We start from the raw sequence: 22,677 nt of genomic DNA, 5'->3' as shown, positions 1-22,677 counted from the left end.
CTACCAGATAAAGTTTGATTTTAGCTGCTCTCCGTTGTCTATGAGCAGATCCTGACCAGTCATACTCTTGTTTATATTGGTCAGATAGTAAGAAAGTTCAGCAATTTCCTCAGCTGATGCCCATCTGTGTAAAAGAGTCTCGTTTAGACACTGCTCTAAGAGATTTGGATCATCAATAATATGGGCGTTTAGTGGTGTGTATACACCGCCGGCAGAGATGCTGTTAGAGGTTGCACCGTATTTCGCAAGGCGAAGTGCGGTGTTTTTCATATATGTAACTACTCCGCCCTTACTGGCTGCATATTCAGGAAATTCTGCGCCGTTTGAAGCACTTGAAGAGGCCATAAAAAGAACCGAGTGAATACTTTCCTGAAAGGCATACTTCTCAGTAACTGCAATGGTGGCTTTAAGATTAGTATCTATAACGCCAGGCCCTTCCTGAATTCCGGCGTTGTTAATTAGTACATTGATACCATCTATCGTAGGTAGCTCTTTGGTCACATCAACCTGCATATGAGTGTATAAAGGCGACTGCAGGCCGCTTTTTTCAATGTCAAAGCCAATAACTTCATGGCCCATTTCTATATATTTTTTTGCACATGCAAGCCCTATTCCGCGGCTTGTTCCAGTAATTAGTATTTTCATGGGTATAGTATAGCACAATAATGAAAATATGCTAAAATTAGTGGAAGTCAGGGGAAGGTTCTTTTGACTTATCCTAAAATTGGAGAGAAAAAGATAATGGATCATTTTTATTTTATCAGGCACGGAGAGACTGTCTGGAACGTAGAGAACAAGATCTGCGGAGCAACTGATATTGAGCTTACTGCCAAAGGCCACGAGCAGGCTATAGAAACTGGGAAAAATCTATTGGAGAAGGGCATTCATGCAGATATCATACTGACTTCTCCTCTGGTTAGAGCTGCTGAGACTGCAAGACATATTTCCGAAATGACAGGGATTCCCATGCAGGTGGAACCTAGGCTTATAGAGCAGAACTTTGGAAGATATGAATCAACACCAAGGGATGGAAAAGAGTTTCATGAAGCCAAGAAAGAGCTTGCAAGCCGCTTCGGAACAGGCGAATCTATGCTGCAGGTGGCCCAGAGGATTTACAATCTTCTGGATGATATCAAAGCTGGAGATAGAGAAGTTATTCTGGTGGCTCACAATGGTATTGTGAGAATTATTGAATCTTACTTTAGAGAGATGGATAATGAAACCTTTTCCTCTTGTGGCATTAGGAACTGCGAGATAAAAAGGTATGCATTTCAATAAATTTTTTTGGAGATGAGGATTATGAAAAAATACAGCAAGTTAGTTATGAGCATTGGGCTCATGGTATGTCTTTGCGGATGCGGACATAGCCAGAGCGAAAAAAGTGATGATATCTGGCAAAAGGTGGATGAAGCAGAGGCTGTAAATAGCGGAGCAGAAGAGGGAGAGAGTAATAGCGTAGTTGCTGAAGCAAGTGCAGGTGATGCAGATAGCTACAGCGATTTCCTTGAAAGTAAGGCTCCTGCGATAGCAATTTACGAAGGGCAGGAGAGCGAAGTATGGTTTAAAGATCTTCCGCAGGATCCACAGGAGTGGGACAGTTACAGTGTAAGCGATGAGAAGGTTGATCTTGATAATGACGGCAAGACTGAGCTTATAATAAATGGCCCTTATGGGGGAATGTATCTGGATGAAAGAGGAGGCAAGTTCTTTGTCCTGGCTCAGGGTGAGGGTACTACAGGAGAACTTGGTCATGTAGATTATGAGGGTAAAACATACATCATACATAGGGATACTTCTCATGGAGGCCGTCAATCATATCATTTTGACTGCTACAACGGTGATGGTGAGGTCACAGACTCTTTTGACCTGACTGCAGAATATTGGGATTCTGAATATGACTTCTACGACACTGACAGTGACTTTACCTTTAGAGGCCAGAAGATCACTATGGATGAGTACGAAAAGCTTATGAAGGATATCTTTGATCAGCCCGCGAAAGCTGAATGGGGTGCAGCGACGGCTGCAACCGAGTTTGGCTATGACGATAACAGCGAAAAAATAGTTAATGATGCAAGTGACTCCTTTTATGATGCTATGGAAGCTTTTTATGGTGAATACACCTATAAGAAGGATTGTGATGGCTTGGAAGGCAATCTGGCGATAATCCAGGAATTTGATAACAGCCGCGAGTACAGTATAGATGATTACAACACCAACGGATACAGATTCATTGCGCTAGGTTCTAATGTTGAGTACATAAAGGGTAACAAATTTTATATGAAATATCCGGAAACTGTTTATGAAGACGGCACGGAGGTTTTTAAGTATTATGTTTTTGCAAACCATGGAGCATATCTTATCATCTTTGAAACAGATGAAAACTATGAAAACCCAGAGTACATGTACACAGCATGGCACAAGTACTAATGTTGCAACTGAAAAAATCAATGATAAGCCCAAGGTAAAACAAATCTACATAGACAGGTGGTTTTATAATGCTCCCAATATGTCTCCAAACAAAGAGGGCAATCGTGTCCTTATATCTCAAGCGAGCTTTGGCCCTTTGGAGACCTGGGAATGGGGCATAGATTCGAATAATAAATTTTATGTTGATTACAAGTGGATTGAAAATGATTTCTATGCAGATGACAGTTTTCATGAGGAAAGGTCATTAGAAGAAGTAAAGGATGTTTTAAATAGCTACATAAAGACTTTTGCAGATAATGGACACCAGGATTGGGTTGAGGAATGGGAATCAGCATTAGCGATGCTTTAGAAGGTTGGGGGAAACTTGAATGAAAGAAGTACTTACGATAAGGGTTGCTATCACTGATTGCCTTGAGGTAAAGGGAAAAAGTGAGTGCGCAAGAATGATATTGTTTGATGGTACTTGTGATTGCGAATATTTCAAAGGAAAGGTTCTTCCCGGCGGAGTTGATACGCAAAAGGATTTAGCAGGGAAAGAAACTATGCTATCCGCGAGATATATCCTCGAAGGCCAAGACAGCGAGGGCCAAAATTGTAGGATATTTATAGAGAACAATGGCCAGGTAGACAAGAATGGCCAGATATCTGCCATCCCCCACATCATTACTGACAGCAACGCACTATCATTTCTTGAAAATGCTGAACTTAAGTCTACTGTTGAAGGCATCGAAGGCGGTGTTTTGGTCCACATATTTTTGATGTCCTGAACTAATGCAATAATATAATAGTGCATATATATTTATATTGTTTTTCGACATACATAAAATCTTAAGAAATTTCGATGGTATTTCTTAAGAATTTTGTGTTAGCATAGATTCCGGCTTAAGTTTTCAGTCAACATATCTATTGACACATGAGCCATCATATCTGGCAATTCGCCAGCTATTTCCTACAGCAGCTTGCAAGCATTGTAGAAAAAAATGAAAGGAATCAAAATTATTGCAAATCGAAAATCAGAAGTATAAAGACACCGTATTTAGAATGCTCTTTAACAATAAGCTCAACTTATTAGAGCTTTATAATGCCATAAACGGCACCAGCTACACCAATCCAGATGATCTGACAATCACTACCCTTAACGGAGAAACTTTTCTAAAAGTCAAAAATGATCTGTCATTTATCATAAATCTCGAGCTAAATATCTTTGAGCACCAGTCTACTCCATGTCCAAACATTCCTCTTAGAAATCTGTATTATCTGGCAGCTACACTGAAAGAAAGGTATCCAACAGAAAAAATCTATAGTCCTGCTATGATAAAAATTCCGGTGCCAAAATTTATAGTATTCTACAACGGCACATCTCCAATGAACGACAAAGTAATCTATCGTCTATCTGATATGTTTATCAAGAAAGATGATAATCCTTCTGTGGAGCTAGCAGTTACTGCGCTTAATGTTAACAACGGTCACAATGCCGGGCTCATGGAGGCGTGTAAAACCTTAAAGGGCTATTCCATTTTCGTCTCAAAAGTGCGAAAATATAAGCAGTTAGTGGAAGATGAGTATGACTTGTCACACTCTACTCCACTCAAACTTTTAGCAGACAAAAGAGACGTAATGAACAATCTCATCAAAAAAGCAGTTACTCTAGCCATTGATGAGTGCATTCAGGAAAATGTCCTTAAATCTTTCTTTGAAGAGTACAGAGAGGAGATCATAATCGTGGGTGTGTTGGAATATTCCTATGAACGTCATATGCAAGTTCTTCAGGATGAAAGTTACAATAATGGGGTCAAGGATACAACCGAGTTATTCTCATGGCTAAAAGCCAATGGACGAGCCTCAGATGTATTAACCGCAATCGATGATTCTGACTTCCTAACACAGCTCTTTGCTGAATACGAAGCCTGGAAACACGCCAATAAAGCTTCTGGTACAAATTCCTAAGGCTGATCAAGCTGAGCATCTGAAAGATATTGCAGAAGTCAATAGACTTGATGGAATAAAAGAAGGTAAAATCGAAGGCATCGATTTAATTAATGTGGAACTAATAAACCAGGTACTGTGATGACAACTTACTCACAGTACCTGATTTATCATTTTTTATTTAAAGAGCAATGTGCTTCTTCTGATCAGGCCGACGGCTGATAGAGCGCCGAAGGATTCAAGCTTTTTTTCAAGTGCAATGCTACTAAGCTGTGAAGTGCAGGAGCTTCCCTCTCCTATAGCTTTTTCATTTTTGATTTTTTCAACGTAGTTGTTCATCTAACTAACCCCCTTAATAATTTTCCGTGTTTTAGCAGGTACTCATTTCATTTGTGGCACCTACATATATATACGAAGGAGAAATTGCTGTGGCAATTGGTCGAAGTATGTTTGTAGTGAGCATTTGAAATGATGCATCGACACGCATATTATGACTAATTTAGAAAATGCGTGTTATATGCAAAATTCAAAAGAGGCGGGATACACGCAAGATATGCAGTAATGAAGATATACATGTATAGCATTGCAATTAGAAATATCCAGTGAACATGCGTATACAAAGATGAGATAGATTTGCGTGTATGATATAATTTCTGAGAACATGCGAATTTCAAAAGAGATATAAACTGCGTGTTAACTGCTTTACGGGGATGCATGCACTAATTAATTATGTTCTGAAAGGCGTGTACAAAAAGAAAAGAAAGATAATTGATGTACATGCGATTACATAAGCATGGTAGTTACGCGTGTTTTTGGGCAGTTAATCGCCGGTAATTTAGAATCTCAAAGGCGATTGAATAAGCATAGTGCACTAGCAAATAAGACAGAATTGGAGACACAGTAATGACAGCAGAAGAGTTATGGGCAGAATTTTGTTCAAAGAAAAATGTAGATATTAACACACCTTATGAAGCATGGGGATTTGGAGGATCAGGAGACGATGTTCCTGGCAGGCTTGCGAAGCTTGTAAAAGAAGGCATCAAATTTGGAACAGCAAGTAGTTATGATCTGTATGAATTAGAAGACGCATTAGACGAGCTTCCAAGGGCTGGTGATTATAGTGTGATACTTGATGGAAACGATGAAGCAGTCTGCATTATCAGGGATTATGATGTATATGTCAGACCTTTTAAGGAAGTATCGCCTTTCCATGCATATTCAGAAGGTGAAGGTGATAAATCTTTAAAGTACTGGAGAGAGGTTCATAAGGAATTCTTTGAAGAGGAGCTTGAGGAAACAGATTTATCCTTTACTGAGGATTTAAAGGTTGTATGCGAGAAGTTCTCTCTAGAGTACGTTCCAGGCAAGGATGTCGAACAGGAATTGTTATTTGCTGAGCCATCAATGGATTATGCGGAAGAAATTGAAAGCTACAAAAAGGAAATGCTGGAAGCGGGTTCAAGCTTTGATGGATGCTTTTCTATGAAAAGACATGACAATGTAAGAGACTTTGTCGATGACTGTATAAATTGGTCCAATCCAAGCAGAGAAGCTGATGAGCGTGGAGTCTGGGGAAATGTTATCCTTGTTATCAGAAAGTCTGACCATAAAATGGTAGGCTGCATGCAGGTTCACAATGTTTTGAATGACAGAATGAAAAATTATACAGGTCACGTGGGCTACAGCGTGCGACCATCAGAAAGAAGAAAGGGCTACGCAACCAAGATGCTATCCAAAGCCTGTGATTTTCTGAGGAGCTTTGGTATTGAGGAGATTGGTGTGAGCTGCCTTCCGGATAATGAGGCCAGTAGAAAGACGATTCTTGCTAATGGTGGCGAATATGTTGAGACAGTATTCCTTGAGGAGGATAATGTTAATCTGGAAAGGTATATCATCAGATGATATAATGCTGAAATGCTATCTAATGGTGGCAGATCAGTTCAGTGTATTGGAGCTTTTTTAATGAATATATTAAATGTAGAAAACGTATCAAAAACATACATGTCCAAGCCAGTTTTGGAAGGCATTTCCGTTGGAATCAGTGATACAGACAAGATTGGAGTAGTTGGAACAAATGGAACAGGCAAGTCTACCTTGCTTTCTATTGTGGCAGGTGTCACAGAGCCGGATAGCGGGCAGGTTGTAGCAAGTAACGGACTTAGGATATCATATCTTCCGCAGAATCCTGCCTTTGATATGAGCAAGAATCTTCTTCAGAATATCACAGATACAATTTATGCAGGCGGCGAGAACTGGGATAAGATGGGGGAAATCAAGGCAACCCTAGCCAAGTTTGGCATAGATGACCCGGAGTGTGATCCATCGATCTTATCTGGTGGACAGAAGAAAAGAGCTGCGCTTGTAGCAGCTATCATGACTCCGTCAGATTTATTGATCCTGGACGAGCCTACTAACCATCTGGATTCTGAGATGATCGAGTGGCTGGAAGACTTTCTGCAGCACTTTAGAGGGGCACTTCTTATGATCACTCACGACAGATATTTCCTAGATGAAGTGACCAATCAGATCCTGGAGATAGATAAGGGAAGTGTTTACCGCTACGAAGCTAATTATTCAGGCTTTTTGGAGCTAAAGCAGCAGCGCATGGACTATGAGCAGGCCGCTGAGCGTAAGGCGCAGTCTCTATACAGAAAAGACCTGGCCTGGATGCTTAGAGGAGCAAGAGCTCGTTCAACCAAACAAAAGGCCCATATCCAGAGGTTTGAAGAGCTTCGTGACAGGCAAAAGCCCGAGGAAGAGCGATTTGTAGAGCTCAGCTCTCTTCCTAGCAGAATGGGGAACAAGACCATAATACTTGAGCATATTTCCAAGGCCTATGAGAACAGGACTTTGTTCAGGGACTTTTCCTATACCTTCAACAAGCTTGACAGAATAGGCATCATTGGGCCCAATGGCTGTGGTAAGTCAACTCTTTTGAAGTGCATAATTGGGGCTATTACGCCGGATGAAGGCACTGTTGAGATTGGTCAGACCATAAAGATAGGCTATTTTGGCCAGGAAAATGAAGCTCTTGATGAGAGTAAAAGAGTCATAGATTACATCAAGGATACAGCTGAGTTCATCAGAACAGCAGAGGGCCTGGTTTCTGCATCAGTTATGTGCGAGAGATTTCTCTTTAGCCCGGATATGCAGTATGCGCCTATTTCCAAGCTTTCAGGCGGGGAAAAGAGAAGGCTGTACCTCTTAAGAGTACTGATGGAGCAGCCAAATGTCATCATCCTGGACGAGCCCACCAATGATCTTGATATTCAGACTCTAAGGATTCTCGAAGACTATCTTGATGGATTTGCGGGAATAATCATAACGGTCAGCCATGACAGATATTTCCTGGATCGCGTGGTCACAAGGATTTTTGCATTCGAAGAGGGCGGAGACCTCTACCAAAGCGAAGGTGGCTACTCAGATTATGTGATACACAAAAAGAGCATGGAAAGCGCTGATGGTAACAGCAATTCAAGTGCTAGTTCCAAGAAAAATGCAGGCAATACCGGTGGGAAGGGAATACCATGCAGCGATAATGGTGCTGACCAATTGGAGAAGCCTTCAAATGGCAAGTACCGTGCTCCTCGCGAAAAAACCAAGCTTTCTTACAAGGAACAAAAGGAGTACGATAGTATAGAAGAAGAGATTGAGAAGTTGGAACAAAAAAGCGCGGAGCTTGAAGGGCAGATTGCCGAGGCAGCAACTGATTATCCAAGGCTTGTTGCTCTTACTAAGGAAAAAGAGGAAGTTGACGCAGAAATAGAGCGTAAAATGGATAGATTTGTTGAACTACAGGAAATGGTGGATAGTTTTTCAAAATAAAACTTTCGCGACATGTAAATAGGGGGGTGCATATGTGGAACATTCTGATAATTCCTTTTTTAGGAACAACACTTGGAGCGGCCAGTGTCTTTTTGGTTAAAAGAGAAATAGGAAACAGGTTGCAGCGAGGACTTACGGGATTTGCTTCTGGAGTAATGGTTTCGGCATCTTTCTTTAGCCTTCTGCTCCCAGCTCTTGAATTGTCTAATGATATGGGCAAATTGGGATTTATTCCTGCGTCCATTGGATTTGGAATTGGAATGTTGTTCTTATTATTTATGGACATGGTGATTCCTCATATGCATCTGGATAAATGCGAGGAAGGACCAAGAACCGGTCTTAAAAGAACTACAAAGCTGGTTCTTGCGGTAACTCTTCACAACCTGCCCGAGGGAATGGCTGTTGGAATAGTTTGTGCCGGCTGGATGTATGGAAACAGCGCTATTTCTTTTGCTGGTGCACTTGCCCTGGCAATTGGTATAGCACTTCAGAACTTCCCTGAAGGCGCGATTGTGTCCATGCCCCTTCTAGGTGAGGGAGTTCCAAAAGGCAAAACCTTTTTGTACGGCATGTTATCAGGAATTGTTGAGCCTATAGGCGCACTTTTAGTTATCTTTGCCTCTGGCTTTTTTATTCCTCTTATGCCATACCTATTAAGTTTTGCGGCAGGAGCCATGATCTATGTTGTTGTGGAGGAACTTATCCCTGAGATGTCTGAGGGAGTCCACTCCAATGTAGGCACTATCTCTTTTGCCATGGGATTTATATTGATGATGGCCCTTGATATTGGGCTTGGATAAATAATAAAATTGAAGAACAATATTGAAGAAAAGTTTTTAAAGAATGGCGCAGGGTAAATCCCTGCGCCATTAACTTAAGCTTTCTTGAGTTCTTTGTATCTGGAACCTGTAAGGATTTCTGAATCTCCGCAGCAAGGGCAGATGATCAGACGCTTTGAAGTCCAGCCGATTACTGGGATGTAGAAAACAGTAAGAGCTGTCTTCTCCCTTGCAAGTGAACGATTTACATCGTGATGACAGTTAGGGCATATGCATCTGCCAAGGTCCTTATCAACTTTTATCTTCTTTCTGCTACCATATAAAATAAACATTTTGTTCCTCCTCTTATGCTATAAGGCTACCTGCATTCATGCGGCAACGTTCTGTTAAAGTGCTAAGTGTAGTATTGTAGTCAGCAACGTTCTGTGCCTTAGAGCACTTTGAGAAATAAAATACTTCATTCTGAGCAGTCTCAACGGCAATAGCCTTGAAGCTGTAGTCATAATTGCCATAGAAGCAATTTGAACTGTAGACATTAGTGATATCCTTGATTGGAAGAATAACTAATGATCTTTTAAAGTCACCGTAGTGACATACATAGTTAGCAGTGATCATGATATGTGCCTTAGCCAGATTCATTGCGCCAGCGCCCTGAGCCTCTGCAAGAAATGCGTTCAAATGCTCAATGCCACGGCCATTTTCAAGAGCCTTAGTAACTGCGGCAACATTCTTTTCCTTTTCCATGTTAAATACTTTTTCAAATTTTAACATCTTTTTTTCCTCCTCCGGTGAATAGCCACCAAGACGCAATTATAAACCTATTCGGAGGATTGTTCAACTTTTAACAATTAGTTGTTTGCAATTAATTGGGCTCTATTTACCTACAACTCTATTTACCTACAAAGATAAGGTCTGTTGCAACGGCCATCCATGTAAAGAACATAGAATTAAATATTGCTGGTAAGTAGAAATTCTTGGTCTTTCTGTAGAGGATGCTTGCAAGGATTCCAACAGGAATCATCATTATGGCAGCATCTACAAGAGAACCGTTAGCTCTCGACATGCCAAGGCTTGTGATTGGCGTTGTATGTAAGAATGCGATTTTTCCATATGCGTAGAGCAGGAAGAACATAGGTGGCAGACCATTTGCCAGCCAGAACAAAATCGTTGAGACAACAGGCTTATCCTTAATGTAAAAACTTGTTGAGTGAAGGTAATTTGCAACAAGGAAAGGAATAAGGTACAGAGGGAAGTACATAAGGAACTTCTCCATTCTGAGCCTTGTGAGGCTATTTAGCTGGACCTTCCAAAGTCTTGGGCTGATAGCAAAAAGCTGTTCACCAAAGGTAACAATAAAGTAAACAAATAAAAGTGACAAGAAACTGAATAATACTCCCTTTAACAGCATTGGAATCATTCTGGTGCCTGGTAAAGTGATCTGCTCCTTAAGTGCTTTCTTATCAGCCTTAACAATTACAAAATTCATGATAATAAATAAGAGAAGGCCAAAGAGCTGCAAGCAGCAAAGCCAGAATACAAGGCCATTTACATTTTGAATATTTGTTCCATGAACTAGATTTTTGGAAACCCATTTATTAAGGATCCCCTGTCCTGTAGGAACTGCCCAGGCTGCGGTGGCAGCACCAAACAATGCCGGAAGAATAAGCCCAAGACATACAAACCATTTCTTTGGACTTGCCTCAAGTACTACTCTTTCTTTTGTTACAAGATCATCTTTAAAGAAATCAAGATCGATCAGGAATGAAACTACACATATCATGGCTATGATTACAGCTATAAAGGAAAGGGCTGTGCCAAGTTCTTTCCACATGAACAGAATAGGTTTATTGTTAGGAAGATTAAAGGTTGTTGTATAGAAATCACAGGCTGCCTTTACAAAGGAAGGGCTTGCAAGCCCTGCTACATGGCCGGTCCATCCTTCATAATAAATTCGGCCAGTGCCACTTGCTGGATCTCCATACCATTTCCAGAAATCAAACTGATCAACACCAAGAACCTCAGTATATTGAGGGTTCTTGTTCATTTCTCGTCTGTCCCCTCTATAGAGGTTGTCCCATTCTCCTTCAAATAATGCGCTGTTTATCTGATATTCGTTGGTTAAAAGACCGCCTGCTCCAACGTACATTACGCCTTTAATACCATCTCGAATGATCATCTTGGGCGATTCGTTGCCAGCATCATCTTTTACCATTTCACCAGATGGATCTGGGACATATAGAGCAGCATTGACGCGGGAAGCTCCCATTGACCATCCAATATATCCAATATTTGTAGTATCTATGAAGTCAAGACCATAAACATAATCAGTGACATCAATTGATCCAAGGCCGTCATTATCTTTTTCTACATCTGAGCGGCCTATAGTATATGGCTCAATGCCGATGGCTACTATGTTCCTGCGAGCCAGCTCCATACCTGCATCTGACATGTACTCAACGCTAGCATTTCCACCTGGAATCAGCATTACCGCAGGTGCTGGATTCTCCCTGGTTGCGTTTTTTGGCTTGAATACTTCAAGACTGATCGCAACACCCCTGTCTGTCATGACGGACAGACGCCTCATTTCTACATTTCCTCCATCAGTCATAGTGCTATAGGCAATAATGAGACCTATAAAGAAGACTGCAAGTGAAACCAGAAATACTTTTGTTAGTTTTTGCTTTTCTTTCATTTCATACCATCCCCTTTATTTTTTTGTAGGAAAGAACTTCCCCATATATCAAATGTATCGCTGGAAAAGTTTTCATACAATTGGCGGTGATAAGATTGAAAATTCAATCAATTTTTAATCAAATTTGATATAATATAATCAAAATCGATCATCTCAGGAGAGGCATATATCATGCTTAAGACCGAACGTTATTCCAAAATATATGATCTGGTAAAAGATAAAAAGAGTGTTACAGTTCAGTATCTTAGCAAAAAACTGTATACCTCTGAGGCAACAATCCGCAGAGACTTGTCAGATATGGAAAAGAGCAATCTGATAAAAAGGGTGTGGGGCGGAGCTATGCTTCCAACAGTAAACAAGGATGCACCTCTTTTTGTCAGAGAGCAGACTAATCAGGCGGCCAAGGAAAAAATAGCCAGGATCGCTGCAAGATTTCTTCATAATTCATGCTCGGTTTTCATGGACCCAAGCTCCACCTGCCTACCTCTGATACAATACATGAAGGACCTGAAAAACCTTGTTGTAGTTACAAACTCCCTTCATGTAAGTAAGATGCTTGCCAATGAGACAGAGGCTTCTATTATTATTCTGGGCGGTCATGTTTATGAAGGCACAATATTGGCGGGGCGCACTGTCGTAGAGGCTGTTAGACAGTATCATACAGATTTGATGTTTTTTTCCTGCAGCGGAATATCAGCTTCTGCAGGCCTTACCAGTCTTGAGCCGCGTGTAGTGGAGGTAAGCCAGGAGATGATGCGACATACTTCAAAGAGGATACTTCTTGCAGACAGCAGCAAAGTCGGAGTTGAAACACTGCTGACTTTATCCGAGCTGTCTGTGCTTGACTATGTGATCATGGAGAAAGTTCCTGATGATCCTGAGCTTGTAAGAATACTAGGGGACAGACTTATAACTGAGTAATATGTATCTAGTAAACTAGCATTATCAGGGAGTAGTAGACATGAATCATTCAGTAGAAATCAACGGAATAAAAGTTGACGCCACATACAGTGAAGCCGCTGTAAAAGACATTTTTTTACCACTACTTAGGAAGTTGACTAAGATACAAAAGGAAAAGAAAAGACGAATATTGGTCTTGCTTGCTGCTCCTCCTGGAACTGGAAAGAGTACTCTTTGTAGCTTCCTTGAGAAGCTATCATCAGAATACGATGATATTACTACTGTTCAGGCCATAGGAATGGATGGATTTCACAGAAAGCAGGAATATCTTAAGACACATACAACAATCAGAGATGGAAAAGAAATAAAAATGGTTGAGATCAAGGGAGCGCCAGTTACCTTTGATCTTGAGAAACTTACAAGTGCCATAGAAAAAGTGGCTTCTGGAGCAGATTGCTATTGGCCCACCTATGACAGACATTTGCACAATCCAATAGAAGATGCCATACATATAACAGAGCCAATAGTCCTTCTAGAGGGCAATTATCTTTTATTGGAAGAGGAAGGCTGGCAAAATCTTAGAAAATATGCGGATTACACAATTAGCCTTGCTGCTGATGAGCAAATGCTAAGGGACAGACTTATTGACAGAAAGATGAAGAGCGGAAATGACAGAGAGACCGCCACTTCTTTTGTTGACTACAGTGATATGGTAAATGTCAGGCTATGTCTTGAAAAGACCGCCCTAGCAGATTTGCGGCTATGGGTCGATGGTGACAGTAATTTTGTCATGTAAAACATAATACAATTTTATCCAAATTAGCACTCTGCATTGAAAATAAATTAGTAAACTTTGTCTAAGCTTATCTAGTGTCATGAAGCCTTTAAATAAAGGCTTTGTGGCACTTTTCTATTTTTTTCAAACCTTGTCTGATTTTATCAAATCTACAAAATTTGGTGTAAATGTTGGTGTAGCAATAACGATTCATTCCATTTTATACGCGTTTTATGAAATTCTAGTTAAGGATAAATAAAAAATGGCGATATATGATATAGGAATATGGATGCCAAGGATGGCGGTAGTTGTCAATCTATGATAGCTGCCGTTTTTTTACTATTGCGCAAGAGTTTCTGGAGGTACATTATGAATGTCAATGGAAATGGAATTACAAGTAGTTACAATAGCTTTGTTCAATCTGTAAATCCAAAGAAAAATGATTATACTATGACCAGTTCAATGCCATATGCCGCTTCTGAAGCAACTACTACTTTTTCTTCTACACTGATGTCAAAGATGAAAGAGTCAAAGGCTGTTGACGAAAATAACGTGCTGGAGACAGATAATAGTTTTGAAAAAATGTGGACATCAAGGTATCCAGGTGCAAAATACCATGTTATGGATGCATCAAAAATTTCCCAAGGAGTATGGGAAAGAAATGATTTTCCATTCGAAAAGTTCTTTGAAGATAATGTAGATGAATCAATTTTGAAATGGCAGCCATCTGGTAAGGATCCGGCTATGGCAGATGGTAGTGTTCAAAGGCGTTTAAACTCTACATTGGGACAAAAGTCTATTATTGTTCCGCCAGAGCTGGAAGAGAAAATGAAAAACGACCCAGCACTTGCACAAAGAGTGATGGATAAAGTAGCTGACTTTATTACATATCATCCGACAAGACCTGGCAGAATATGTTCGTATTTGATTTCATTAGATGAAAACGGAGATATTGCTCATTTTAGGGTAACTGGTGGTGGAGGTAATATTTCTGGACCGACAAAGGAAGAACAACGTAGATTTGAGGAAGAACAAGAAGAGAAACGAAAAAGATTATTAGAAAAAAGAGCTCTTGAAAAGAAATGGCAGCAAGAAGCAATAGATGCAAGACGAGCATATCATGATTTCTTGAACGGGCAAGCCATATTGAAATCAAATACCCCAACTGAATATAAAGATGCTGTACCAATACCATTAGATGCGCAGATATCTACAGTACTTTCAGCTTATGAAGCGAGACTTTTATAATATATATATGTCCTGAGTTAGAAATGTTTTACAATATGCGAAATAATAATTCATTAACATTAAAAGAGCTATGCAACCCGCATAGCTCTATATTTATATTCACTTACTGCATAATCAAACTGTACTGGCAAATTATAGCTCCAATTTAGTATTTTAATATCGATTTCCATCTATAAGGAAAATCTAAGTGCTTATTTGAAATATAAGGCTTATATTTCTTCAACAGCTTTATCAGCGGTTTTACAAAATCATTATTCCATCTATCATGGTCAGGATATAAAAGCTTTAATGTGTATAGCTGTGTGAAAAGACGTCGAGTTGGTACATATTTTGAGTTTTGTGGCAGCTTCGGTAATGCTGGAAATATCCAATAGTATAGTCTTGAGTAATGAGCACACTTATTTCTTAAATCCGTCAAGCAGCGCAACCAGCTTTCCATCGATTGATATGTTGTTCCATATAAATTTTGGGCAATATCAGCTTTATCATGATTTAGTAAATCCTTGTAGAAGTAAGAAAGCATCCCCATAGAGAAATAATCAACCATTACCCAAAGTGGAAAATGTCCTTGATATTTTAGTTGGTGGTGCTTTACAACAAGAGATCTAGCATTTTCTTTTATGCAAGCATTTACTCTTTTTTTGAAATTCGAATCATCATGATTTTTATTAAAGTTGTTTGCATCCATATAGCCTTCAGGACCATATTTTTCAGCATGATAATAAGCTATCTGTGTTTTCAGATATGTTTCTACTGTATCAATTGCTCCTGTTATCAGATTCCTTAGTTCACAATCAAACTCATATATATTCTGAAGCTGTTCAAATGATATTCCTGGAAAAAAAGTTTTATCTGATTGTTGAAATGGGATAAAGTAACCTGAAAAACGATAATAGCTCACTTGTTTTAAGAAAGATTTGGCAATATCTTCATCTGAAATTATGAGACCTTTTTTCTTTAATTCGCTTAGTTGTTCTTCGATATTCTTAAAATCTTTGGTATTCATAACATTCCTTAATTTTAGGTAAAAAATGTGCCCCCATTTGACACTTCAAAGAGAGGTGTGGGGGCTCCTGTTAATAATATATTAACATAAGGCTATGATTAGTCAATATCATTTTATTGATTGTTAATGATTTCTTCTGCCATATCAAACATATTATTTGCTGTTAAGAACTCATTGCTATTCGCAATCATACAATAGTTCACATCATTCATATCAAAAGATATAGCTGCCACTTCGGAATATTTAACTTCATCAGCACCATCAGATATGAAAAAATGAGGATCTGTTTCAGCTCTATCTAATTCCTCTTTAGGTATCTTATAATCTTCAGTAACTTCGAGATAGGTATCAAGATTATAATGAACAGTAATTCCCTCAATTTCTCTAGCTTCAGTGTCTGATATATAATCTCCATCTGACTCAACTGGCTCAATATAGAGCGAAATCATTGGCTGCTCCCCATTTATATAATCTACTACAACTGTTCCTTTTTCGTTGTACTTATTTCCGTCATCATCAATATCTGCTGTAAATCCTGTAGAGTAACCTTCGAACTGGTAACCATTATCAAAGCTTTCAGGTATCCAGAAATCATATCCAACCTTATCGATAACTTTGTCCATATCCTTATATTCAGAGTAGTTATGATTTGACAAATGTCCCGAAACTTTTCCAGTTATAAGACCTCCAGCATATGCAGAAATACTCATTAAGCAGAGGCAAGCTACAGCTATGGCTGCTACTCGTGTTACTGGGATTTTTCTAATATTTTTATTGTTAATGGAGCCTCCATTAATTTCTTTAAATATCTTTGCCTTGCATAAATCTGAAGGATAGATATCGGATACAGCGTTTCTCATTTCTCTATTTAATTCAATATCAAAACTGTTTTCAAATGCCATACTCATTTTATACAACCTCCATCTTCAAATTATTAAAAGTATCATCATTACTTTGCAGTATTATCCGTAATTTTCTTCTGGCTGTACTTAATCTTGATTTTACAGTGCCTTCAAAACACCCCAAGGTTTTTGCAATCTCAGAAATTGACATTTCCTCATAGTAGAACAAAACAATTACTTCCCTATGCTTTATGTCTAGCATTTGGAGAGCTTGTTGAAGCTCATTTTTTTGAGAAATGTCCTGAGTAAAATCACTACTTACACCTCTTTCTAACATCGTGGTATCCGTTTTATCCTGCACATATTCATCGGGAACTTCCTTTGATTTACGCTCTCCAGATCTATATGCCTTTCGAATCATAATTCTATATAGCCAAGTCTTCAAGCTGTTGACACTTCTTAGTTCTCCAATGTGATTCCATGCAGTGATAAAAGTGTCCTGAAGAATATCTTCCGCATCCATCTTGTTTCCAACAAGAAAATACGCGCTGCGATATAAACATAAATAATATTTGTCATAGAATTCTTCAAATGCTTTTTTATTTCCAGCTATCAATTCTTTGACAAGCTTTTTGTCGTCCACGATTATTCCTCCTTTGTTTTATTGATGCATCTACTTATAAGAGCATTAACCAAAACAAAAAGTTCATTTTTATATTATTATTTTGCGTAGTATTTTAAAAATACATTTTACATATTACTTAATTAGCAACAGGACCTATACCTAAAACTCCCACCATTGCAAACAATATCACAAATAATATAGGTATAAGCAATAGCAGTAAAGCAACTACTACAGTTCGTCTAATAGGCATGCTTCTTCTTTTTTGAATAATAGCTGTTACCAATAAAGCTATTCCAGCTACTAAACCAAAGCAAGGAAGCCAGACACCAATAAATCCTTCAATACCTGCATTATCAAATAATAAAATCAGTAGTACTAGTGTAGCAGTAGCTCCTATAACACGTTCAACTCTTTTTCGCTCTTCCTTTTTCTGATCTACAATATCCAAAACATTTTTAACAGCTCCTGAAGCATCGTCAGATGTGATTACTTCATTAGCCTTTTTTGCGTTCATTAGTTCAGCAATATCAACATTAAGTGCTTCTGCTAATGGAAGTAAATTGTTGATGTCTGGCAACCCCAAACCTCTTTCCCATCTGGAAACAGCCTTGTCGGTAACGAATAGTTTTTGTGCCAAATCTGACTGAGTCATTCCACATTCTTTACGCTGATCTGAAATAAATTCTCCAAGTTTTTGTGCATCCATATCAATAATCTCCTTTGATGTTTTTTATTTGCTTTTAGCTTATGATAATGCACTATATTCAACAACCGATGCTTCCTTTACCTATGATAGGTTGTGAATAAACGATACGTTTACTTCTTTTTTCTGTTATTTTTGGATGTAGCCAAGGCTTTCTTATAATTTTTTCCTCTGCTAAATAACCCTTCTAAAACTTGTACCTCAATTGGGGTAAGGCTATCAATATAGATTCCAGATTCTCTACAGAAAGTACCGATTAACACTTTCATAAAGTTTCCATGAGATTTTTCAATATCATCAAATATTTCATTTACTCTGTCAGTTACGGTTGTATCAGTAGCGGTTTCTTCATCCTTTTTGTGAGCTTCTCTTATGTCTTTGGCGATAGGCTCTATATCCATTTCAAGCTTATTTATAAAGTATCGTTCCTCTTCTACGATACAAGCATCTAGCATTATCATTTCTGGATCAGTGTCTTTAGCCTCAAACTCCCCTGTTATTTTCTTTCTTAAAATATTAGTATAGGCATTCAATGCATGAATCCCCTGAGAAGCTATACCGTCAACATAGATTTCAATATTTGCCATAAAGTTTTTGAAATTTGGATGGCAAATTATTTCACCAAGAAGTCTATTATTTAATTTTTTTGAGGATAAAACATCTAGTACTTCATCAGAAAGACCTAAATCTGAAATTTCCCTGCCAGCAAGATTTCTAACCTCTGTTCTATCAAATAAATAATCAAGAGATACATCATAGAAGTCAGCAAGAGTAACAAGCGCTTGATGAGGAATACCTTTGCTTTCGTTAATCTCATATTCACCCAGAGCGGAACTAGATAGTCCTGTTTCCTCTGACAGTTGTTTTAGCGTCAAGCCTTTTTCTACCCTTAAATCTTTTAAGCGTTCCTGCAAAGTGATTTTAGATTTCATAGCTTATTACTCCCTTAAAAATTTCTATTGATAAGTATATCATTTCTTACTTTCAAGCTAAAAGACTTCTATCCGTAATCTCGGAAATATTTTTACTCGCTAGAAAAAACCTACATTACGGATATACCGATTTGGCATCCCCATTTTGCGAAAATCAGTATAACAACTGAATGAGCATTCCACATGGATACTATTTCGGGGAAGTCAAGCGATGATGTGAAAACGGAGCGGACCAAGGATAGCAAAACGGCACAGTCCAAAACAGTCCACGAGGCTAACGACACCAGAGGTTACCTGCTAGGAACCCATGTGGGGAGATGACAAATGATTTTTTAGGTTTTGGTTTTCATAATGAACTAATGAAAAGTCACAAGTATAGGAATGCTTGTGGCTTTTGATTTGTCCATTATGTTTTTGAAAATGAGTGCACACATTTTCAAAAAGAGGGAGTCAAGAGGGCAACGCCCTTTTGTCAGGTTGAGGGTGAAACCCCACCCAGTTATATGCTGCTTGTCGGCATATAGTACTGGGTATTTCTTGCCGAAAAAGACCTCTAAAACCTTCAATGGACAGAGTTGTCGACAATTAAAGTTTTTGCAAAAACGAAAAACTAGAAACAAAAAACTTTAAGACAAAGGAGATTATTATTTATGAGATGTTCACGTCACAATGGACGCGTGGGGAAAAATGGTTCTTACAATCCTAAGCACAATGACAGAGAGTTCGATGTAGAGCAGGCAGACAATATTGACCCAACTAAAACTCCCTACAATGTTTATTGGAATTGCTTTGACAGAGAGCTTGTTCTTCACAAAGACAGGCCAGAGGATTACAAAACCTTCACTGAGGTTGAAACAGATTTTTATGATCTGCTTTACAAGGATTATCTTGAAGGTCAGAGCAATCGTTATATTAAAAGCGGTCATGCTAATCGTTGTAAGACCATGGAAGATATTAGAAAAAATAAAAGAACATGTCCAGAAGAAACAATTTATCAGATTGGAAATATTGATGAATCAGTTTCATATGATGAGCTTCTTAAAATCACTGTGGAATTTTTAAATGCCATTCAAGAAAAGTATGGTGAGCACATGCACATTTTAAACTGGGCACTTCATGTTGATGAAGGCACACCACACATTCATGAACGTCACGTATTTGATGTATTCAATGAATATGGAGAGCGTCAGCCTAAACAGGAGCAGGCTCTTAAGGAAATGGGAATTGACTTGCCTGATCCTGACAAGAAGCCAAGCAAATTCAATAACAGAAAAATGAAATTTGATGATGAATGCAGAAAGACTTTTATTGAGATTTGCAAAAAACATGGACTCACTATTGAAGAAGAACCTATTTATGGTGGTAGGCAATATTTAGAGAAGCAGGATTATATAATTCAGAAGCAGAATGCTACTATTGCAGAATCGCAAGAAAAGTTTGAAGCAGTTAATTCAAAGTATGAGGAGCTTCTGGCTGAGAATAAGAGGCTTGCTGAGAAGAATGACAATCTTGAAATTAAGATTGAAGACATGGAAGGTCTTGTTAAAGAGGTTTCAGATATAGCCTATAACAAAGCTTGTGATGTTCTGGTTGATGAAATTATTGATAAGACTCAAGCTGAGGATTTAAGGCTCATCAAGGACTATAAAAGATGGGTTGAATCTGATGAGTGTAAGCTTCCTAAGAAGATTAAGCCTTTTGTTGCTGAACACTTAAATAAGGTTGCTTCTGTAGTTGCTGGAATAAAGAAAAAGGTTATTTCAAAAATCAGAAAGTCTTTACTTCTTCCAGAAAAGAGACAGGCTTATACAAAAGAAATCGTTGAAGAAGCTCAGCCAAGTATTCTTGAGTTGCTGAAGAAAACCAAAAAGAAAATTGATGAAGCTGATAAGAGTAGACCTCAGATTAAATCAATCAATCGTGGAAAGGAGGAAATCCGATAATGAGTGTTTTTAGTCAAATCAAAGACGTAATAACAACAAAGCAAGCTGTTCAAGGTTATGGTATTGCTGTTAATCGCAACAGTATGTGTTGCTGTCCGTTTCATAATGATAAAAATCCAAGCATGAAGGTTGATAATCGCTTTCATTGTTTCGCTTGTGGAGCTGATGGCGATGTAATTAACTTTGTAGAAAAATATTATGGATTATCTCCCATTGAAGCAGCTAAAAAGCTTAATGATGATTTTAACCTTGGAATTGACTTCAGCTTTAAGGTTAAGCCTACTGTTAAATCACCTGAGGAGCTTCAAAGACAGAAGCAGAAAGAATTGAGTGATGCTATTACAAAGGCTTTTGAAATTACAAGGCGAGATTACATTAATATTCTATCTAAATATCACAGATTGCTTTGGAAATGGAAAAGGGATTATGCTCCAGCAATCGAAACTGAGGATGCCAATTGGCATCCTTTTTTCGTGGAAGCATGCAATAAGTTGGATATTGTAAACGAGTTGTTAGATGGACTGAATTTCGGCTCTAGAGAGCTACAGATAGAAATCATTGATACTTACGGAAGGGAGATTAGATTACTTGAAGAACGAATTAATAAATACGAATAATGAAGATATTGAAAAGATGGCACAGGTCTTAATCCAGTCAGGTTTCTTGGATAAGCTTAAAGACAAAGTTTCTGACATGGATGATATTCCAGTCGAAGCGGTTAGACAAAGAGTTTATGATGAACTTGATACAGACTATAAGGGCTGTATCAAGCAAACAAATAAGAACTGTAGATATGTTCTTAAGAATGACCCTATTTTAAAGAATGCAATTAGGTACAACGAGTTGAATGAAAGAATTGATATCGTTTCTGAAATGCCTTGGCGCAGGGTCGGAAAAGCTTTATGTGATGTTGATGAAGCGAATATCATTGCTTATGTCGAGACATATTATGAATTAAAGCTTGATAAGGTGATTACAAGAAATATCAAGACAGTTGCCTACGATAATCCATATAATCCAATCAAAGAGAAATGGGAATCATTAGCATGGGATGGAACTGAACGTGTTAGACATGCCTTACATCATTTTCTCGGAGCTGATGAGACAGAATTAAACTATCAGGCGCTGAGGCTATTTATGCTAGGTGCTATTTCGAGAGTTTATGATCCTGGGCACAAGTTTGACTATATGCTCTGTCTTGTAGGCGGTCAGGGAGCAGGTAAGTCTACTTTCCTTAGATTTCTTGCAATGGATGACAGGTATTTTACTGATGATGTAAAGCGTCTTGATGGGGATGATGTATTTGAGAAATTGCAGGGGCATCTAATTATTGAGCTTGCTGAAATGCTTGCAGCAATTAGAGCTGCCAATGCAGAGGAAATAAAATCATTCATTACTCGCCAGACTGATACTTATAGAATCAAATATGATAAGTATTCTTCTGAACATCCAAGAAAATGTGTCTTTGCTGGAACTTCAAACAAAAGACAGTTTCTTCCACCAGATAAATCAGGCAATAGACGATTTATTCCTATTGAATGCAATTTAAATAAAGCTGAGGTTCATATATTAGAAAATGAGGATGAATCTAGGCATTACATTGAACAGATGTGGGCAGAAATGATGGTTGTGTTTAAAAGTGGCGATTTCACATTGACTCTATCAAAGGAGCTACAAGCTGAGTTAGAAGCTCTTCAAGAAGGATTTACACCTGAAGACCCAATTGAGACTCAGATTATAAACTTCTTGGAAGAGACTTCAGAAGATTATGTTTGCACTATGATGCTATTTTATGAGGGGCTTGGACATGCATCTTTTGAAATCCCCAAGAAATGGGAATCAATTGAAATTGGTGAAATCATGGACCAGAAGGTTAATGGATGGAAGAAAATTTCTTCGCACAAGTTTGAGAAGTACGGAACTCAGCGAGCATGGGTTAGGGCTTCACTTTCGCCTGATGGCTTCAGACCAATCACAGACAATGAAGAAATACCATTTACTATTAAACCAATAAACGAATAAACAACAAAAATAATAAATATTTGTAAATAAGA

Annotated in this window: 24 protein-coding genes; 14 read left to right on the top strand and 10 right to left on the bottom strand. The window is 38.5% G+C overall.

The features are described from left to right. Positions 1-645: an SDR family NAD(P)-dependent oxidoreductase gene (locus tag BLO53_RS02900; RefSeq protein WP_092059026.1), complete on the bottom strand. Its 645-nt coding sequence runs from the start codon at positions 643-645 to the stop codon at positions 1-3. A gap of 96 nt (positions 646-741) precedes the next feature. Between BLO53_RS02900 and BLO53_RS02895 the strand changes: the two genes are divergently transcribed. The 5 genes from BLO53_RS02895 (at position 742) to BLO53_RS02875 (ending at position 4,374) form a co-directional block, all read left to right on the top strand. Further along, positions 742-1,278: a histidine phosphatase family protein gene (locus tag BLO53_RS02895; RefSeq protein WP_092059124.1), complete on the top strand. Its 537-nt coding sequence runs from the start codon at positions 742-744 to the stop codon at positions 1,276-1,278. 21 nt (positions 1,279-1,299) lie between these two features. Further along, positions 1,300-2,427 (top strand): hypothetical protein, encoded by a 1,128-nt coding sequence (locus BLO53_RS02890; protein WP_092059025.1) that lies wholly within the window; start codon positions 1,300-1,302, stop codon positions 2,425-2,427. Continuing rightward, positions 2,384-2,776 (top strand): hypothetical protein, encoded by a 393-nt coding sequence (locus tag BLO53_RS02885; protein WP_092059024.1) that lies wholly within the window; start codon positions 2,384-2,386, stop codon positions 2,774-2,776. The genes BLO53_RS02890 and BLO53_RS02885 overlap by 44 nt, the downstream gene beginning before the upstream one ends. A gap of 19 nt (positions 2,777-2,795) precedes the next feature. Then, on the top strand, positions 2,796-3,194 hold the full coding sequence (locus BLO53_RS02880; RefSeq protein WP_092059023.1) for a DUF3237 family protein: 399 nt from the start codon (positions 2,796-2,798) through the stop codon (positions 3,192-3,194). A 232-nt stretch (positions 3,195-3,426) separates the two neighbouring features. Continuing rightward, entirely contained in the window at positions 3,427-4,374 is a 948-nt protein-coding gene (locus BLO53_RS02875) for a hypothetical protein (RefSeq protein ID WP_176757137.1), read from the top strand. Between the two features lie 156 nt (positions 4,375-4,530). Here the strand turns inward: BLO53_RS02875 and BLO53_RS19080 are convergent, their stop codons facing one another. Then, the gene (locus BLO53_RS19080) at positions 4,531-4,692 is read right to left on the bottom strand and encodes a hypothetical protein (RefSeq protein WP_176757136.1); all 162 of its coding nucleotides are present in this window, start codon (positions 4,690-4,692) and stop codon (positions 4,531-4,533) included. A gap of 564 nt (positions 4,693-5,256) precedes the next feature. On the opposite strand from BLO53_RS19080, the gene BLO53_RS02870 reads away from it, so the two are divergent. From BLO53_RS02870 to BLO53_RS02860, 3 genes are read left to right on the top strand one after another with little or no spacing between them, the layout of a single operon-like run. Further along, positions 5,257-6,255 (top strand): GNAT family N-acetyltransferase, encoded by a 999-nt coding sequence (locus BLO53_RS02870; RefSeq protein WP_092059022.1) that lies wholly within the window; start codon positions 5,257-5,259, stop codon positions 6,253-6,255. A gap of 60 nt (positions 6,256-6,315) precedes the next feature. Beyond that, positions 6,316-8,178 carry an ABC-F family ATP-binding cassette domain-containing protein gene (locus BLO53_RS02865; RefSeq protein ID WP_092059021.1) on the top strand — a complete coding sequence of 621 codons (1,863 nt, stop codon included), beginning with the start codon at positions 6,316-6,318 and terminating at the stop codon, positions 8,176-8,178. A 32-nt stretch (positions 8,179-8,210) separates the two neighbouring features. Next, positions 8,211-8,978, top strand: a complete 768-nt coding sequence (locus tag BLO53_RS02860) for a ZIP family metal transporter (protein ID WP_026489879.1) — start codon at positions 8,211-8,213, stop codon at positions 8,976-8,978. 74 nt (positions 8,979-9,052) lie between these two features. Here BLO53_RS02860 and BLO53_RS02855 read toward each other — a convergent pair whose 3' ends face one another. The 3 genes from BLO53_RS02855 to BLO53_RS02845 all read right to left on the bottom strand — a co-directional run bounded on the left by BLO53_RS02855 (position 9,053) and on the right by BLO53_RS02845 (position 11,649). Further along, the gene (locus BLO53_RS02855; protein WP_092059020.1) at positions 9,053-9,289 is read right to left on the bottom strand and encodes a zinc-ribbon domain-containing protein; all 237 of its coding nucleotides are present in this window, start codon (positions 9,287-9,289) and stop codon (positions 9,053-9,055) included. A 13-nt stretch (positions 9,290-9,302) separates the two neighbouring features. Next, complete coding sequence (locus BLO53_RS02850; RefSeq protein ID WP_092059019.1) at positions 9,303-9,728, bottom strand: hypothetical protein; 426 nt, start codon at positions 9,726-9,728, stop codon at positions 9,303-9,305. Between the two features lie 118 nt (positions 9,729-9,846). Next, a complete protein-coding gene (locus BLO53_RS02845; protein ID WP_092059018.1) occupies positions 9,847-11,649 on the bottom strand; it encodes a hypothetical protein in 1,803 nt (600 codons plus the stop codon). A gap of 171 nt (positions 11,650-11,820) precedes the next feature. Between BLO53_RS02845 and BLO53_RS02840 the strand changes: the two genes are divergently transcribed. The 3 genes from BLO53_RS02840 (at position 11,821) to BLO53_RS02830 (ending at position 14,572) form a co-directional block, all read left to right on the top strand. After that, positions 11,821-12,570 (top strand): DeoR/GlpR family DNA-binding transcription regulator, encoded by a 750-nt coding sequence (locus BLO53_RS02840; RefSeq protein ID WP_092059017.1) that lies wholly within the window; start codon positions 11,821-11,823, stop codon positions 12,568-12,570. A 40-nt stretch (positions 12,571-12,610) separates the two neighbouring features. Further along, the gene (locus BLO53_RS02835) at positions 12,611-13,345 is read left to right on the top strand and encodes a nucleoside/nucleotide kinase family protein (RefSeq protein ID WP_092059016.1); all 735 of its coding nucleotides are present in this window, start codon (positions 12,611-12,613) and stop codon (positions 13,343-13,345) included. A gap of 348 nt (positions 13,346-13,693) precedes the next feature. Next, positions 13,694-14,572, top strand: a complete 879-nt coding sequence (locus BLO53_RS02830; protein ID WP_092059015.1) for a hypothetical protein — start codon at positions 13,694-13,696, stop codon at positions 14,570-14,572. Positions 14,573-14,717: 145 nt separating this feature from the next. Here BLO53_RS02830 and BLO53_RS02825 read toward each other — a convergent pair whose 3' ends face one another. The 5 genes from BLO53_RS02825 to BLO53_RS02805 all read right to left on the bottom strand — a co-directional run bounded on the left by BLO53_RS02825 (position 14,718) and on the right by BLO53_RS02805 (position 18,680). Further along, positions 14,718-15,578, bottom strand: a complete 861-nt coding sequence (locus tag BLO53_RS02825) for an Abi family protein (RefSeq protein ID WP_092059014.1) — start codon at positions 15,576-15,578, stop codon at positions 14,718-14,720. Between the two features lie 113 nt (positions 15,579-15,691). Continuing rightward, complete coding sequence (locus tag BLO53_RS02820) at positions 15,692-16,486, bottom strand: hypothetical protein (RefSeq protein WP_092059013.1); 795 nt, start codon at positions 16,484-16,486, stop codon at positions 15,692-15,694. A 1-nt stretch (position 16,487) separates the two neighbouring features. Then, the gene (locus tag BLO53_RS02815) at positions 16,488-17,063 is read right to left on the bottom strand and encodes an RNA polymerase sigma factor (RefSeq protein WP_176757135.1); all 576 of its coding nucleotides are present in this window, start codon (positions 17,061-17,063) and stop codon (positions 16,488-16,490) included. 118 nt (positions 17,064-17,181) lie between these two features. Continuing rightward, positions 17,182-17,751, bottom strand: a complete 570-nt coding sequence (locus BLO53_RS02810; protein WP_092059011.1) for a helix-turn-helix domain-containing protein — start codon at positions 17,749-17,751, stop codon at positions 17,182-17,184. A gap of 110 nt (positions 17,752-17,861) precedes the next feature. Continuing rightward, entirely contained in the window at positions 17,862-18,680 is an 819-nt protein-coding gene (locus BLO53_RS02805; protein WP_092059010.1) for a helix-turn-helix domain-containing protein, read from the bottom strand. A 650-nt stretch (positions 18,681-19,330) separates the two neighbouring features. On the opposite strand from BLO53_RS02805, the gene BLO53_RS02800 reads away from it, so the two are divergent. The 3 genes from BLO53_RS02800 to BLO53_RS02790 are packed head-to-tail and all read left to right on the top strand — an operon-like array spanning position 19,331 to position 22,645. After that, entirely contained in the window at positions 19,331-20,623 is a 1,293-nt protein-coding gene (locus BLO53_RS02800) for a plasmid recombination protein (protein ID WP_092059009.1), read from the top strand. Continuing rightward, the gene (locus BLO53_RS02795) at positions 20,623-21,240 is read left to right on the top strand and encodes a CHC2 zinc finger domain-containing protein (RefSeq protein WP_092059008.1); all 618 of its coding nucleotides are present in this window, start codon (positions 20,623-20,625) and stop codon (positions 21,238-21,240) included. The genes BLO53_RS02800 and BLO53_RS02795 overlap by 1 nt, the downstream gene beginning before the upstream one ends. Next, positions 21,212-22,645 (top strand): virulence-associated E family protein, encoded by a 1,434-nt coding sequence (locus BLO53_RS02790; RefSeq protein WP_092059007.1) that lies wholly within the window; start codon positions 21,212-21,214, stop codon positions 22,643-22,645. The genes BLO53_RS02795 and BLO53_RS02790 overlap by 29 nt, the downstream gene beginning before the upstream one ends. The last annotated feature ends 32 nt before the right edge of the window (positions 22,646-22,677 follow it).

Source organism: Butyrivibrio sp. INlla14 (assembly GCF_900102515.1).
GTDB lineage: Bacteria > Bacillota > Clostridia > Lachnospirales > Lachnospiraceae > Butyrivibrio.
Note: the sequence above shows the minus strand (reverse complement) of the source record. Positions and strands in the feature narration are given on the sequence as shown.

What these genes read in the sequence shown, in the direction of transcription:
- BLO53_RS02895 (WP_092059124.1), top strand. Translation starts at nt 742, where the DNA reads ATGGATCATTTTTATTTTATCAGGCACGGAGAGACTGTCTGGAACGTA.
- BLO53_RS02850 (WP_092059019.1), bottom strand. Translation starts at nt 9,728, where the DNA reads ATGTTAAAATTTGAAAAAGTATTTAACATGGAAAAGGAAAAGAATGTT.
- BLO53_RS02820 (WP_092059013.1), bottom strand. Translation starts at nt 16,486, where the DNA reads ATGAGTATGGCATTTGAAAACAGTTTTGATATTGAATTAAATAGAGAA.
- BLO53_RS02855 (WP_092059020.1), bottom strand. Translation starts at nt 9,289, where the DNA reads ATGTTTATTTTATATGGTAGCAGAAAGAAGATAAAAGTTGATAAGGAC.
- BLO53_RS02865 (WP_092059021.1), top strand. Translation starts at nt 6,316, where the DNA reads ATGAATATATTAAATGTAGAAAACGTATCAAAAACATACATGTCCAAG.
- BLO53_RS02900 (WP_092059026.1), bottom strand. Translation starts at nt 645, where the DNA reads ATGAAAATACTAATTACTGGAACAAGCCGCGGAATAGGGCTTGCATGT.
- BLO53_RS02835 (WP_092059016.1), top strand. Translation starts at nt 12,611, where the DNA reads ATGAATCATTCAGTAGAAATCAACGGAATAAAAGTTGACGCCACATAC.
- BLO53_RS02805 (WP_092059010.1), bottom strand. Translation starts at nt 18,680, where the DNA reads ATGAAATCTAAAATCACTTTGCAGGAACGCTTAAAAGATTTAAGGGTA.
- BLO53_RS02860 (WP_026489879.1), top strand. Translation starts at nt 8,211, where the DNA reads ATGTGGAACATTCTGATAATTCCTTTTTTAGGAACAACACTTGGAGCG.
- BLO53_RS02810 (WP_092059011.1), bottom strand. Translation starts at nt 17,751, where the DNA reads ATGGATGCACAAAAACTTGGAGAATTTATTTCAGATCAGCGTAAAGAA.
- BLO53_RS02840 (WP_092059017.1), top strand. Translation starts at nt 11,821, where the DNA reads ATGCTTAAGACCGAACGTTATTCCAAAATATATGATCTGGTAAAAGAT.
- BLO53_RS02890 (WP_092059025.1), top strand. Translation starts at nt 1,300, where the DNA reads ATGAAAAAATACAGCAAGTTAGTTATGAGCATTGGGCTCATGGTATGT.
- BLO53_RS02885 (WP_092059024.1), top strand. Translation starts at nt 2,384, where the DNA reads ATGAAAACCCAGAGTACATGTACACAGCATGGCACAAGTACTAATGTT.
- BLO53_RS02825 (WP_092059014.1), bottom strand. Translation starts at nt 15,578, where the DNA reads ATGAATACCAAAGATTTTAAGAATATCGAAGAACAACTAAGCGAATTA.
- BLO53_RS02880 (WP_092059023.1), top strand. Translation starts at nt 2,796, where the DNA reads ATGAAAGAAGTACTTACGATAAGGGTTGCTATCACTGATTGCCTTGAG.
- BLO53_RS02800 (WP_092059009.1), top strand. Translation starts at nt 19,331, where the DNA reads ATGAGATGTTCACGTCACAATGGACGCGTGGGGAAAAATGGTTCTTAC.
- BLO53_RS19080 (WP_176757136.1), bottom strand. Translation starts at nt 4,692, where the DNA reads ATGAACAACTACGTTGAAAAAATCAAAAATGAAAAAGCTATAGGAGAG.
- BLO53_RS02795 (WP_092059008.1), top strand. Translation starts at nt 20,623, where the DNA reads ATGAGTGTTTTTAGTCAAATCAAAGACGTAATAACAACAAAGCAAGCT.
- BLO53_RS02845 (WP_092059018.1), bottom strand. Translation starts at nt 11,649, where the DNA reads ATGAAAGAAAAGCAAAAACTAACAAAAGTATTTCTGGTTTCACTTGCA.
- BLO53_RS02870 (WP_092059022.1), top strand. Translation starts at nt 5,257, where the DNA reads ATGACAGCAGAAGAGTTATGGGCAGAATTTTGTTCAAAGAAAAATGTA.
- BLO53_RS02830 (WP_092059015.1), top strand. Translation starts at nt 13,694, where the DNA reads ATGAATGTCAATGGAAATGGAATTACAAGTAGTTACAATAGCTTTGTT.